Below are 13327 nucleotides of genomic sequence, written 5' to 3'. Positions count from 1 at the left end.
GTCTCCCAACGGCTAGTAGACATCGTTTACGGCGTGGACTACCAGGGTATCTAATCCTGTTTGCTACCCACGCTTTCGCACCTCAGCGTCAGTATCGAGCCAGGAGGCCGCCTTCGCCACCGGTATTCCTCCACATATCTACGCATTTCACCGCTACACGTGGAATTCTACCTCCCTCTCTCGTACTCTAGTCGGCCAGTATCGTATGCAATTCCCAGGTTGAGCCCGGGGCTTTCACATCCGACTTAACAAACCGCCTACGCGCGCTTTACGCCCAGTAATTCCGATTAACGCTCGCACCCTCCGTATTACCGCGGCTGCTGGCACGGAGTTAGCCGGTGCTTCCTCTGATGGTACCGTCACACACGGCGGGTATTAACCGCCATGCTTTCTTCCCAATCTGACAGAGTTTTACAACCCATAGGGCCTTCTTCACTCACGCGGCGTCGCTCCGTCAGGCTTTCGCCCATTGCGGAAGCTTCTCGACTGCTGCCTCCCGTAGGAGTCTGGGCCGTATCTCAGTCCCAGTGTGGCCGGACACCCTCTCAGGCCGGCTACCCATCGTCGCCTTGGTAGGCCATTACCCCACCAACAAGCTAATGGGAGGCGGAACCATCCTTCAACGGCAGCTTCAAAGAGAGGCCACCTTTCACCTTCCGATCATGCGATCAGAAGGTCGTATGCGGTATTAGCAGCTCGTTAGAACTGTTATCCCCCATTGAAGGGCAGGTTTTCCACCCGTTACTCACCCGTTCGCCACTGTACTAAGACCCCGAAGGGTCCGTTCTCGTTCGACTTGCATGCCTAATCCACGCCGCCAGTGTTCGTTCTGAGCCAGGATCAAACTCTCCGTTGTCAAAAATCAACAACAGGATTCGCTCCTGTTTTTCGCAAATTAAAACAGTCATCGACGACACGCTGCGACCACCGAAGCGGCCTCATCGTTTCGGGATGACTCGGAATTGCATTCGGGCCATCGCACGCTATTCTGTTGTCAAAGATCTGAACCGAGCAGTCGTTGCCGCTGGTCTGCCCTCGCGGGCAGGAGAAGCAAGATACTCAGGCGCGAAAAACATGTCAACCAGAAAGTTGAATTTTTTTCGGCTCCGAGCCGCTTCCCCCGCGCTCCGAAAAGCGTGGCCGGGAAGCGATTACCCGAGTCAGGCCTTGCAGCCGTCACCCGGGCAACGGGGGCGCAAGTTATACCCATCGGTGACCACTGTCAAAAAGAAAATCCCTTTTTTTTCATTTTTTTGACAAGACCCTTCAAACAGGCCCCAGACTCCCGTAATCAGCCATTTCCCAATGGCCTGGACGGTCCGGGGGGCGGTCCGGGGCGACACATTCACCCTGTGGTCGGGGGGACACGACGGCGGCCGGGCCCCGGAATCCGGCGTGGCGGCGACGTCCCCGGGGACCGTTGCGGGCCGCATTCTGCGCCAGGCGACCGCAGCGGCTGGACTGGCCGCTCCCTTGCTGGGTGCGGGAGGGCCGCCGCGGGGCTGGACAAGCCCGGCCGGGGACCCGATCTTAGCGATCGGGACTGGCCCGGACCGCCGCGCGGGTGTTATGGTGCGGCGTCCGGCGGGCGGGACGACCGGGAACTCCCGCCCCACGGGCAGGTTTTGCGGCAGGCACGGAGGCGCCATGATCCGACTCTTGAACTACACGATTCCCCGCCGGGTCGTCCGGGGCATGCTCCTGGCCCTGGCCGGGATGTTCGTCCTGACCCTGGCCGGAACCATCGTCGGGGTCGACTACCTCTCCCGCGACCTCCCCTCCCTCGACGCCCTGCAGTCGATCGAGCCCTCGGTCAAGACGGTCATCTTCGCCGCCAACGGCGACACCCTGCGCGAGTTCTACACGGAGAACCGGACCATCGTGCCGCTCAGCCGGATCCCGGTCGCCCTGCAGCAGGCCGTGATCTCGGTGGAGGACCGCCGCTTCTACGACCACTACGGCATCGACCTGCGGCGCCTCGTGGGCGTCGTCTGGATCAACCTGACCTCGAGCGCGAGTCCGGGCGCCTCGACGCTGACCCAGCAGCTCGCGCGCAACCTCTTCCCCAAGCTGCTGCCGAGCCAGAAGCGCATCACGCGCAAGTTCCGCGAGTGGATCGTCGCGGCCCAGATCGAGTCCATCTACACCAAGGACGAGATCCTGGCCATGTACCTCAACCAGATCTACCTCGGCAAGGGCGCCTACGGCGTGCAGGCGGCGGCCCACACCTTCTTCGCCAAGGACGTGTGGGAACTCGGGCCCGCCGAGTGCACCATGATCGCCGGCATGATCCAGCGCCCGGAGGCCTACTCGCCCCTCAAGCATCTCGACCTGGCCTACAAGCGGCGGGCGACGGTGCTCGAGACCATGATCAGCGCGGGCTACCTCGGCCGTCCGGAGGCCGAAGCCATCGGCGCCACCGAGGTGCATCCCGTCGACGACGGCAGCCGGGGCCGCGGCCAGGGCGGCTTCGCGGCGTACTTCGTCGAGGAGGTGCGCCAGGATCTGGAGGCCCAGTACGGCGCCACCCGTCTCTACAAGGACGGCCTGAGGGTGTGGACCACCCTGGTTCCCCAGTACCAGATCTGGATGGAGGAGGCGCTCGAGGAGCATCTGGCCGCCGAGGAGAAGACCCGCGGCTACGACATGACCAAGGCCCGCTACGATTCGCTCGTGACGGTCGGCGCGCGGCCGGAGAAGCTCGAGTACCTGCAGGGGGCGGCGCTGCTCCAGGACGTGCGCACGGGTGCCATCCTCGGCATGGTCGGCGGGCGCAGCTTCGACGACTACAAGTGGAACATGGCCATCCAGGCGAGCCGGCAGCCCGGCTCGATCTTCAAGCCCATCGTCTACCTGACGGCGCTGCAGCACGGGTACATGACCAGCTCGATCCTCATGGACACGCCCTTCGTGCTCGACACCGGCGTCAGCCTCTGGCGGCCCAAGAATTTCAGCGGCCGCTTCCAGGGGCCGATGACCCTGCGCTACGCCCTGACGCGCTCCGTGAACACGCCGACGGCCAAGCTCTACCAGGACTTCGGCCTCGCGCCGGTGCTGGAGAACGTGCGCAAGCTCGGCTTCACGTCGGAGCTGCCCCGGGTGCCGGCCCTGTTCCTGGGCGCCGGCGAGGTGACGCTGAAGGAGGTCGTCGCCGCCTACAGCGCCTTCGCCAACCACGGCGTCGCCACGAAGCAGCACCTCATCACGCGGGTCGAGTCGGCCGAGGGCGAGATCCTCTACGAAGCCCGGATCGACCAGCGCGAGGCCCTCGATCCGGCCGAGGCCTACATGATGACCAACCTGCTGACGACGACCATTCTCGAGGGCACCGCCGTGAGCGCCCGCTGGCGGGGCTTCACCAAGACCGGCGCCGGCAAGACGGGCACGACCAACGAGAGCACCAACGCCTGGTTCTGCGGCTTCACCCCCAGCTTCTGCGGCGGCGTCTGGGTCGGCTTCGACCAGGCCAACCCCATGGGCCGCGGCGCCACCGGCGCGCGCATGGCCCTGCCCGTGTGGGCCAAGTTCATGGGCAAGATCACCGACCAGAAGGGCGACGAGCCCTTCGTGCGGCCGCCGGGCATCATCGACGAGACCATCTGCCTGCACAGCGGCATGCTCGCCACCGCCGGCTGCGACTCGACGGCGCAGGAGGTCTTCCTCCCCCAGTTCTTCCCCCAGGACATCTGCGACCTCCACGGCGGCCAGCTGCACGACTTCGAGGGCGTCTCCAAGGACTTCCAGACGCTCGACTCTTCGGACGACGACGAGTTCTAGGCACCCGCACACAGAGACGCGCCCGATGCGGTCGGCTTCGCCTCCAACGCATCGGGCGCGTCTCTGTGTGCGGGTGCCTGGACCGCCGTCGCGGCGGAGAGGCGGGCGTCACTTGGTGAAGAGGGCGAGGAGGGCGATGGCGGCGAAGACGGGCCAGGCGAGGTGGCGGCCGCGGGACGCGATGAGGGTGAGCAGGGCGTGGGTCGCGAAGACGCCGGCCACGGTCCAGCGGATCAGCGTGCGGGGCTCGGCGTCGGGGACGGCCAGGCCGACCAGGAGGGCGGCGTAACCCCACCAGGCGACGGTGGTCAGATGCCAGGCGAAGCGGAGGGTGCGGCGGGTGAAGACGTCGTCGCCGAAGAGATGCGGCAGGTCGGTCCGGCGGAACAGGCGCACCAGGATGTAGCGCTCGCCCAGGATGGTGTGGGCGAGGCCCACGCCGACGCAGAGGATCGCGGCGAGGATCAGCATGGCGCCCCCTACTCCAGGCGGTCCAGGACGAGATCCCGGGCCGGCACCTCGGTCTCGGACCAGGACAGGGCCGCGGCCACACGGGAGGCCGCCGCCTGCGCCTGGGCGGCGTCGGTCGCGTGGAAGGTGGCGATGGGATCGCCGACGCGCAGGCGATCGCCGATGGCCGGGTGGAAGGTGATGCCGGCGGCGAGGTCGAGCGGATCCTCGACCCGGCGCCGGGCTCCGCCCATGTCGGCGAGGGCCAGCCCGATCTGGCGGCAGTCGGTCCCCGCCAGCCAGGCGTCGCGGTCGGCGACCAGCTCGTGGGCGACGGGCGCGACGGTCAGGCCGTAGTCGTCGCGGGCGGGGTCCAGCCGCCCGCCCTGGGCCGCCACCCAGGCGAGCATGCGGTCGTGGGCCGCCCCGGAATCCCAGGCCTCGCGCACGACCGCGAGGGCCGACGGGTGATCGGGCGCCAGGCCGGCCACCCGCACCATGTCCGCCACCAGGTCCTCGGTCAGGGCCACGAGGTCGGCGGGTGCCGTGGCGCGGTGGCCCGGGCGCAGGGCCGCGAAGGCCTCCAGCGTCTCGTTGGCGTGGCCGATGGCGCGGCCGAGGGGCTGGTCCATGTCCGAGAAGATCACGCTCATGCGGCGCCCGTAGGCCTGGCCCACGGCGACCAGGGCCGTGGCCAGCTCGCGAGCCTTGGCGAGGTCGCGCATGAAGGCGCCGCTGCCCGTCTTCAGGTCGATGACGATCGTCCGCGGACCGGCGGCCAGCTTCTTCGACATGATCGAGGCCGTGATCAGGGGCACGCAGTCGACCGTCGCGGTGACGTCGCGCAGGGCGTAGATGCGGCCGTCGGCCGGGGCGATCGCGCCGCTCTGCCCGACGATGGCGCAACCGATCTCCTCGACCAGGCCGAGGAAGCGGGCGTTGTCCATGTGGATGGTGTAGCCGGGGATGGCCTCGAGCTTGTCCAGCGTGCCCCCGGTGTGGCCCAGCCCGCGCCCGGAGAGCATGGGCACCTTCAGGCCGCAGGCCGCCGCCAGGGGCGCCAGCAGCAGGCTCACCTTGTCGCCGACACCGCCGGTCGAATGCTTGTCGGCCGAGGGCGCCGACAGCCCCGATGTGTCCAGCTCCTCGCCGCTGCGCAGCATGGCGCCGGTGAGGCAGGCCGTCTCGGCGGCGGTCATGCCGCGGAACCAGACCGCCATGAGGAAGGCCGCCATCTGGTAGCGCGGGATCGACTCGTCGGTGAAGCCGTTGACCACGTGCAGGATGCGCGCCTCGTCGAGCTCCTCGCCCCTCTTCTTGGCCTCGATGATCTCCAGGATGTTCACCGGTCGTCCCCCTCGTCGCGGCGGGCCTGCAGCTGGTCGCGGAAGTCGAAGAAGGCGTGCGGCATGAGCGCGGCCACGGTGGTCTCGATGAGCTCGCCGGCCAGGCCGTCCTCGCCCGCGAGGACGACCGGCATGTCCGGTGCGAACTCGAGCAGCACCTGGCGGCAGGCCCCGCACGGGGCGGTGGGCGCCGGCCCGTCGGCGCACACCGCGATGCCGGTGAACGACGTCTCGCCCGCCGAGACCGCCTGCACCACCGCCGAGCGCTCGGCGCAGATGGCCAGGCCGAAGCTGGCGTTCTCGACGTTGGTGCCCAGGTAGATCCGGCCCGACGCGCCGCGCAGGGCGGCGCCGACCCGGAAGCCCGAGTAGGGCGAGTAGCTGTGGGACCGCTCGTCGCGGGCCGCGGTCACGAGTTCCTGCAGATCGGGGTTCATGCGTTTCCTCCCCCGGGCAACTCGCTCCAGAAACTGCGCCCCTTGGCCGGCGCCGGCGCGCCGAAGTAGGCGGCCAGGGTGGCGCCCACGTCCATGAAGCCCTCGCGCAGGCCGAGCCCGATGCCGTTCTCGTGTCCGGCGTGGAAGGCCAGCAGGGGCACGTGCTCGCGGCTGTGGTCGGTGCTCGGCGTGGTCGGGTCGTTGCCGTGGTCGGCGGTGATCAGCAGCAGGTCGCCCGCACGCATGGCCGCGAGGAAGGGGCCGAGCCAGCGGTCGAAGACCTCGAGGCCCTCTTTCATGCCGGCCGGGTCGTTGCGGTGGCCCCACAGCATGTCGAAGTCGACCAGGTTCAGGAGGATCAGGCGGTCCGAGTCCGGGGTGCCGCCCGCGTACAGCTCGTCGAGGCGCGCCATGCCCTCCGCGTTGCTGCGGCTGGTGTGGCTCTCGGCGATGCCGGCGCCGTTGTAGAGGTCATAGATCTTGCCGATCGAGGCCACGTGGACGCCGTGACCGGTGAGCACGGGCAGCAGCAGGCCCGTCGGCGGATCGACGGAGTAGTCGTGCCGCAGGGGCGTGCGGGTGTAGGCGCCGGAAGCGCCGGTGAAGGGCCGGGCGATGACGCGGCTGACCTGGTGGGGCGGCACGAGCATCGCGCGCGCGATCTCGCACACCCGGTACAGCTCGTCGATGTCGCACACCTCGTCGTGGGCCGCGATCTGGAAGACGCTGTCCGCCGAGGTGTAGACGATGAGCTTCCCGCTGGCGCGGTGCTCATCGCCCAGCTCGGCGATGATGGCGGTGCCGCTGGCGGCCTTGTTGCCCAGGACGCCGTACCCGGTGCGGCGCGTGAACTCCGCGAGGATCTCCGGCGGGAAGCCGTCCGGATAGGTCGGGAAGGGGACGTCGGTGACCAGGCCCATCAGCTCCCAGTGACCGGTCGTCGAATCCTTGCCCGCGCTCACTTCCTGCAGGCGTCCCCAGGACGCCCGCGGGGAAGCGACCGGCGCCACGCCGTCCACCGCGTGCACGTTGCCGAGGCCGAGACCGGCCAGGTGGGGCAGGTCGAGGCCCCCCACGACGCGGGCCATGTTGCCGAGGGTGTCGCTGCCGGCGTCGCCGTAGGCCGCGGCGTCGGGGGCTCCGCCCACGCCGACGCCGTCGAGGATGATGAGGATGGCCGTCGCCATGGTTGCTCCTTGCCGTTCCGGTGCGGGGCGTTCCGTCGCCCGCCTTGCCAATCCCGAAGGGGCGCTAAAGGTTAGTCGGCCCCGCGCCCGCCGTCAACACGGGTCCCGGCGCGGGCTTCCCTTGGCCGCAGGGCCGTTCGGCGTTAGACTGGCCCCCATGAGCGCCGACCTGTTCCATCCCGGAGACCCCGCCGACGGGGACGCGACGCCGCCGCCGGCGGACGCGCCCCTGGCCGACCGCATGCGTCCGGTGCGCCTGGACGAGGTCGTCGGCCAGTCCGACCTGGTCGGGCCCGGCGGTCCCCTGCGCCTGCTCCTCGACGGCGACCAGCTCCCCTCCCTGCTGCTGTGGGGACCGCCCGGCTGCGGCAAGACGACCCTGGCGCGCCTCGTGGCCGGACACGCCGGCGCGCGCTTCCTGGAGTTCAGCGCCGTGGCCGTGGGCTCGAAGGAGCTCAAGGCCGTCATGGCCGAGGCCGAGAAGCTGAAGCGCGCCACCGGCCGCCGCACGATCCTCTTCCTCGACGAGATCCATCGCTTCAACAAGGCCCAGCAGGACGCGCTGCTGCCCTGGGTCGAGCGCGGGGACGTGACCCTGATCGGGGCCACGACCGAGAACCCGAGCTTCGAGGTGAACAGCGCGCTCATCTCGCGCACGCGGCTGTTCGTGCTGTCGCCCCTCGCCCCGGCCGACGTCCGGGACCTGCTCGAGCGGGCCCTCGCCGATGGGCGCGGCCTCGCCGGCGCGGTGAACCTGGCCGACGACGCCCTGGACCTGCTCGCCGCGATGAGCGAGGGCGACGCCCGGGCGGCCCTCGGCCAGCTCGAGACCGTCGCGCTGGCCGCCACCGCCGACGGCGCGGGCGCGACGGCCGACGACCCGGTGGACGCGGCGCGGGTGACGCGCTACATCCAGACCCGCGCCGCCCGCTACGACAAGGGCGGCGAGGAGCACTTCAACATCATCTCGGCCCTGCACAAGAGCATGCGCAACAGCGACGTGAATGCGGCCGTGTACTGGCTGGCCCGCATGCTCGAGGGCGGCGAGGACCCGCTCTACGTGGCGCGGCGCGTGGTGCGCTTCGCCAGCGAGGACATCGGACTCGCCGATCCGCACGCCCTGGCGGTGGCCCTCGCGGCCCGCGACGCCGTGCACTTCATCGGGCTGCCCGAGGGTGAACTGGCCCTGGCCGAGGCCGTGGTCTACATGGCGCTTGCGCCCAAGAGCAATGCCCTGTACAAGGGCTACAAGCAGGCGAAGCGGGAGGTCGCGCGGGGGCACAACCCGCCCGTCCCCCTGCATCTGCGCAACGCGCCGACCCGCCTGATGAAGTCCCTCGGCCACGGCGACGGCTACGTCTACGCCCACGACACCGAGGCGGGCGTCGGCGAGATGAACTGCCTGCCGGAGGCGCTGCAGGGCGCCGTCTTCTACGAACCCGGCTCGCGCGGCTTCGAGGCCGAGCTGGCCGACCGCATGGCGCGCATCCGCCGCTGGCACGAGCAGCGACGCGCCCGCAACTCGACCGGGAGTGAGGAATCGCAATGAAGCGCATCGGAGTACTGACCGGCGGCGGCGACTCGGCCGGCATGAACCCGGCCGTGCGGGCCGTCGTGCGGACGGCGTCGCGGCACGGGGTCCAGGTGATCGGCATCCGGCGCGGCTGGCTCGGTCTCGCGGAGAACGACCACGTCGAGCTCACGCCCCACGACGTGAGCGGCATCCTGCACATGGGCGGCACCTTCCTGCGCACCTTCCGCTATCCGGAGTTCGCCACCGCGGCCGGGGCGGCCCCCGTGGGCAAGACGCTCAAGGGCCTCAAGCTCGACGGCATGGTGGTCATCGGGGGCGACGGCTCGTTCCGGGGCGCCACCAAGCTCGAGAAGGAGTTCGGCCTGCCCGTGGTCGGGGTGCCCGCCACCATCGACAACGACATTCCCGGGACCGACATCAGCATCGGCTTCGACACGGCCCTGAACGTGGCCATCGACGCGGTGGACAAGGTGCGCGACACGGCCACCAGCCACGGCCGCATCTTCGTCATCGAGGTCATGGGGCGCTCGTACGGCCTGCTCGCGGCCCAGACGGCCATCGCCACCGGCGCCGAGGAGGTGCTGCTGCCGGAGGTGCCCTACAACATCGACGACGTGGCGCGGCGCATCGCCGACGGCTACGAGCGGGGCAAGCAGCACGCGATCATCATCGTCGCCGAGGGCGCCGGCAAGGCCTCGTACGTCACCTTCGAACTGCGGGAACGCCTCTCGCGCGGGGTGCGCATGGTCGTGCTCGGACACGTGCAGCGGGGCGGTTCGCCGTCGGCCTACGACCGCATCCTGGCCAGCCGCCTCGGCCACAAGGCGACCGAGATGCTGCTGGCCGGCGAGCACGGCGTGATGGTGGGCGTCGTGGCCAACAAGTTCAAGACCAGCCGCCTCGAGAAGAACACGAAGATCTCGGCGCGGGCGGTGCTGCGGGACGCGCGCCTGATGGAGTACCTCGTCTGACGCCGCCCGCCTGCCCCGTCCCGTGAACGCGAAGGGCCTCCCCGCCGGGGAGGCCCTTCCGCTGGTCGTCCTGTTCGGTGCGTGCGGCGCTACTCGTCCTCGCTGGCCTGGACGAAGGTGTTGCCGTACTTGAACCAGTTGATCTTCATCGTGCCCACCACGCGACCGAGACCCTCGTGCTCGATCTTCCGCTCCTGGTAGTTGTCGTTCAGGCTGACGAGCGAGAACGAACCGATGAGCGGCAGGTCCTTGTCCAGGAGCAGGTGCATCATCCACTGGGCGCCGTCGGTGAGATCGACGATCTCGAGCGTCGCCTCGGGGAAGACCGCGTACCAGGCGAAGTCCTTGGCGGACGGATTCATGGCCACGCTGTCGGCCAGGTCGTGGCGCGGCATGTACACGAAGTTCTCGATGCCGCTCTGCACGGGCTTCAGGGGATCGCCCTCGTTCTCCGGCAGGTAGGTGGCGCGGGCCTCCTTGATTTCCTTGGAGCTCCAGCCGATGTCCGGCAGCGGGGCGCCCGGGGTGTCCAGGTCGACGGCGCCGGCGCGCATCAGCGTGGGCAGCACGTAGCTCTTCGGCGCGGGCAGGCTGTCGGCCTCGACGATGCCGTTGCGCTTGACGCGCTGCAGCACCAGGTGGGTGGGCTGCGGGCTGAAGGTCTTCTTCACGCCGAGCAGGGCACCGGAGAGGTTGCGGTAGTTGTTCTCGAGATCCTCGGCCACGAGGAACTCCAGGAGGTTGCCGTCGCGGATGATCGCGGTGTTGCCGCGCACGTACTCGAACTCGGGCGCGTCGATCTCGAAGAGGAAGCCCGGGCTCAGGGTGTCGCCGCGGGTGATCCGACGCAGCGAATCGAAGACGTAGGGGTCCGCCGCTTCCTTTTCTCCGCAACCGATCATGCCAAACAGGGTCACAGCCAGCAGGCCCAGCAGCAAAGCGGAAACCCAACGACGCGGGGAAGAAACACCGAACATGAACCAACCTCCCAAATAGGTATCTTGCGCGCCCGGCAGGTGGGATGCCGGACATCATGCGGTAATGCGGCAACCGGCAACCGGAAGGCCCCGCCGGGGTCACTTCCAGCGGCCCTTTTTCCGCGATGCGCCGGAGTTTCCGACACGGGGCGACGATTCGGCAGCGGTCATCCTAGGTTCGGATGGGGGTGCCGTCAACAGTTGCCTTCAGCCCCATGAAATTGGGGCATCGGACGCGAAAAAGCAAATCCTATCGCCGGCTCCGCCGGCGGCCGATTTCACAGCCGCGGAAGCTGCCGGACGATGGCCGCCACGTCCCTGCGGGTGGCCAGGGCGCCGTCCCAGAGGGCGTGGAAGATCTGCCAGTGCTCGGGCAGGATGATGCCCGCGGAGCTGAACAGCCGCGAGAACCGCGCCCGGCGCTCGGCCAGCGGAAAGCCCGGCCACCCCGCCCGTTCGAGCCGGCCGTCGACCGTCACCGCCCAGGCCGCGGCGAAGGCTTCGGCCCGCTGCGCCGGGAGCTCCCGGTCCGCCAGCTCGCCGACCAGGAGGTCCCGCAGCGTCAGCAGGTGGTGGTGCAGGAAGGCGTCGGTCCGGGCGGCCGCGAACTCGGTGCGCTCCACCGGTTCGTCGTCGCGCGGCGCCCGCCGCTGTTCCCAGATGGCCCGCGGCGGGTATTCGGTGCTGCGCAGCGGACGCGGCCGGCAGAACGAATCCGGGTGGCAGGAGAGCACCAGTTCGGGCGCGTCGCCGCTCGACCGCGGCGGCAGCAGGCGGTACCACGCCTCGTCGTCGCCGGGCAGGTCGTCGGCCGCCAGCACGACGCGGCTGAAGCTCGCCCCCAGTTCCAGGTGCACGAGGGCCGGGGCCACGCGGGGCGCCACGTCCGGCCACAGGTCGGCGGGAAACCCCTCGCCGGCGATGTCCGGGGCGGCCAAGCCTAGGCCTCCTGCAGCATGGCCCCGCCGCCGACCGGCCGCAGGGTCGCCGTGAAATGGCGGAGGGCCGGGGGCTCCCACATGATCTCCAGGCCCCGCAGGCGTTCGCCGAGGGCCATGACCCGGGCGCAGCATTCGGCCACGTAGTCGAGCTGGGTGTGGGTGTAGACGCGGCGCGGCACCGCCAGACGCACCAGCTCCATGGCCGGATGGACCATCTCCCCCGTGTCCGGGTCGCGGTGCTCGAACATGAGGCTGCCGATCTCGACCCCGCGCACGCCGCCCTCGGCGTACAGCGCGGCGGTGAAGACCTGCGCCGGGAACTCGTGCTGCGGAATGTGCGGCAGGGCGCGCCTGGCGTCGACGTAGACGGCGTGGCCACCGGTCGGCCGCAGATAGGGCACGCCCAGTTCGTCGAGGCGCCGGCCGAGGCGGGCCACCTGCCCGATGCGGTAGGCCAGGTAGTCCGGATCGAGGACCTCGCGCAGGCCCTGGGCGACCGCGGCGAGATCGCGTCCGGCCAGGCCGCCGTAGGTGGGGAACCCTTCGCGCAGGATGAGCAGGTTGGTGGCGTTCATGGCCATGGTGTCGTCGTCGAGGCACAGGAAGCCGCCGATGTTGACCAGCGCGTCCTTCTTCGCGCTCATGGTGCAGCCCTGGCCGAGGGCGAACATCTCCCGCGAGATCTCCTTGATCGACTTGTCGGCGTAGCCCGGCTCGCGCTGCTGGATGAACCACGCGTTCTCGGCGAAGCGGCAGGCGTCGAAGATGAGGGGCACCCCCATCTCGGCGCACACGGCGGAGACCTCGCGCATGTTGGCCAGGCTCACCGGCTGGCCGCCGCCGCTGTTGTTGGTGATGGTGAGCATCACGTAGGGAATGCGCCCCGTGCCGTACTTCGCGAACGCGGCGCGCAGCTTGGCGATGCTCATGTCGCCCTTGAACGGCGCCTCGAGGGTCGGATCGAGGCCCGCGTCGGCGATGCAGTCGAGCGCGATGGCGCCCTGGTGCTCGACGTTGGCCCGCGTCGTGTCGAAATGGATGTTGTTGGGGACGACCGAACCCTCGCGCAGGGTCGTGGCGAAGAGCAGGCCCTCGGCGGCGCGTCCCTGGTGCGTGGGGATGACATGCCGGTAGCCGAAGATGTCGCGGATGGTCTCCTCGAAGTCCTGGAAGCTGCGGCTGTAGGCGTAGGCCTCGTCGCCCGTCATCAGGGCGGCCCACTGCATGTCGCTCATGGCGCTGGTGCCGCTGTCGGTGAGCAGGTCGACGTAGATGGCCCGCGACGGCACCTTGAAGACGTTGTAGCCCGCCTCCTTCAGCAGCCGGATGCGCTCGTCGCGGCTGACCCGCTCGATCTTCTCGACGACCTTGATGCGGTAGGGTTCGAACGTGTGCTCGAGGCGGGCGAGCGGCTTCTCGTCGGGTCGGCGCGGATGATCCATGCGGCGCTCCTGCGGATGCGGGGTCCGGTGCGGTCGGGCCGCCCCCGCCGGGGCGGCGCCTCGAAACTTAGCGTCTGGCCCGGGCCGGGACAAGGCGGCGTGCGGGCCCGCGACGGGCTAGCCCTCGGCGGCGTCGCCCGGCAGGGGCGACCGCTCCTGGTAGAGGACGAGCGCCGCGTCGGCGATGCGGCCGAGCACCTCGTAGTGCTGGCGGTTCGGTTCGGTGCCGTGGCACAGGTAGACGCCGCCCGGCACCCGGGCGCCG

The 13327-nt window shown here is 69.5% G+C and carries 10 protein-coding genes and 1 rRNA gene; 3 read left to right on the top strand and 8 right to left on the bottom strand.

The features are described 5' to 3' along the window. A 16S ribosomal RNA gene (locus KDM41_14335) occupies positions 1-856 on the bottom strand; the annotation flags it as partial. A 791-nt stretch (positions 857-1647) separates the two neighbouring features. Here KDM41_14335 and KDM41_14330 point away from each other — a divergent pair. Then, positions 1648-3777 carry a PBP1A family penicillin-binding protein gene (locus KDM41_14330; protein MCB1184604.1) on the top strand — a complete coding sequence of 710 codons (2130 nt, stop codon included), beginning with the start codon at positions 1648-1650 and terminating at the stop codon, positions 3775-3777. 108 nt (positions 3778-3885) lie between these two features. Here the strand turns inward: KDM41_14330 and KDM41_14325 are convergent, their stop codons facing one another. From KDM41_14325 to KDM41_14310, 4 genes are read right to left on the bottom strand one after another with little or no spacing between them, the layout of a single operon-like run. Then, positions 3886-4248 carry a hypothetical protein gene (locus KDM41_14325; GenBank protein MCB1184603.1) on the bottom strand — a complete coding sequence of 121 codons (363 nt, stop codon included), beginning with the start codon at positions 4246-4248 and terminating at the stop codon, positions 3886-3888. An 8-nt stretch (positions 4249-4256) separates the two neighbouring features. Beyond that, positions 4257-5573, bottom strand: coding sequence for a thymidine phosphorylase (locus KDM41_14320; protein MCB1184602.1), 1317 nt, complete (start codon positions 5571-5573; stop codon positions 4257-4259). Then, on the bottom strand, positions 5570-6010 hold the full coding sequence (gene cdd / locus KDM41_14315; GenBank protein MCB1184601.1) for a cytidine deaminase: 441 nt from the start codon (positions 6008-6010) through the stop codon (positions 5570-5572). The genes KDM41_14320 and cdd overlap by 4 nt, the downstream gene beginning before the upstream one ends. Next, the gene (locus tag KDM41_14310; protein ID MCB1184600.1) at positions 6007-7197 is read right to left on the bottom strand and encodes a phosphopentomutase; all 1191 of its coding nucleotides are present in this window, start codon (positions 7195-7197) and stop codon (positions 6007-6009) included. Before KDM41_14310 ends, cdd begins: the two co-directional genes overlap by 4 nt. Positions 7198-7354: 157 nt before the next feature. Here KDM41_14310 and KDM41_14305 point away from each other — a divergent pair, with 157 nt between their 5' ends. Continuing rightward, positions 7355-8746 (top strand): replication-associated recombination protein A, encoded by a 1392-nt coding sequence (locus KDM41_14305; protein ID MCB1184599.1) that lies wholly within the window; start codon positions 7355-7357, stop codon positions 8744-8746. Continuing rightward, the gene (pfkA, locus tag KDM41_14300) at positions 8743-9702 is read left to right on the top strand and encodes a 6-phosphofructokinase (GenBank protein MCB1184598.1); all 960 of its coding nucleotides are present in this window, start codon (positions 8743-8745) and stop codon (positions 9700-9702) included. Before KDM41_14305 ends, pfkA begins: the two co-directional genes overlap by 4 nt. A gap of 89 nt (positions 9703-9791) precedes the next feature. On the opposite strand, the gene KDM41_14295 is transcribed toward pfkA, so the two are convergent. The 3 genes from KDM41_14295 to KDM41_14285 form a co-directional block, all read right to left on the bottom strand. After that, complete coding sequence (locus tag KDM41_14295; GenBank protein MCB1184597.1) at positions 9792-10679, bottom strand: hypothetical protein; 888 nt, start codon at positions 10677-10679, stop codon at positions 9792-9794. 278 nt (positions 10680-10957) lie between these two features. Further along, the gene (locus tag KDM41_14290) at positions 10958-11617 is read right to left on the bottom strand and encodes a hypothetical protein (GenBank protein MCB1184596.1); all 660 of its coding nucleotides are present in this window, start codon (positions 11615-11617) and stop codon (positions 10958-10960) included. A gap of 2 nt (positions 11618-11619) precedes the next feature. Further along, positions 11620-13062 carry a tryptophanase gene (locus tag KDM41_14285; protein ID MCB1184595.1) on the bottom strand — a complete coding sequence of 481 codons (1443 nt, stop codon included), beginning with the start codon at positions 13060-13062 and terminating at the stop codon, positions 11620-11622. Positions 13063-13327: the final 265 nt, after the last annotated feature.

Source organism: bacterium (genome assembly GCA_020440705.1).
Lineage (GTDB): Bacteria > Krumholzibacteriota > Krumholzibacteriia > LZORAL124-64-63 > LZORAL124-64-63 > JAGRNP01.
The sequence above is the reverse complement of the archived record's forward strand: the minus strand, read 5'-3'. Positions and strand labels throughout refer to the sequence as shown.

What these genes read in the sequence shown, in the direction of transcription:
- KDM41_14330 (MCB1184604.1), top strand. Translation starts at nt 1,648, where the DNA reads ATGATCCGACTCTTGAACTACACGATTCCCCGCCGGGTCGTCCGGGGC.
- KDM41_14325 (MCB1184603.1), bottom strand. Translation starts at nt 4,248, where the DNA reads ATGCTGATCCTCGCCGCGATCCTCTGCGTCGGCGTGGGCCTCGCCCAC.
- cdd (MCB1184601.1), bottom strand. Translation starts at nt 6,010, where the DNA reads ATGAACCCCGATCTGCAGGAACTCGTGACCGCGGCCCGCGACGAGCGG.
- KDM41_14310 (MCB1184600.1), bottom strand. Translation starts at nt 7,197, where the DNA reads ATGGCGACGGCCATCCTCATCATCCTCGACGGCGTCGGCGTGGGCGGA.
- KDM41_14305 (MCB1184599.1), top strand. Translation starts at nt 7,355, where the DNA reads ATGAGCGCCGACCTGTTCCATCCCGGAGACCCCGCCGACGGGGACGCG.
- pfkA (MCB1184598.1), top strand. Translation starts at nt 8,743, where the DNA reads ATGAAGCGCATCGGAGTACTGACCGGCGGCGGCGACTCGGCCGGCATG.
- KDM41_14295 (MCB1184597.1), bottom strand. Translation starts at nt 10,679, where the DNA reads ATGTTCGGTGTTTCTTCCCCGCGTCGTTGGGTTTCCGCTTTGCTGCTG.
- KDM41_14285 (MCB1184595.1), bottom strand. Translation starts at nt 13,062, where the DNA reads ATGGATCATCCGCGCCGACCCGACGAGAAGCCGCTCGCCCGCCTCGAG.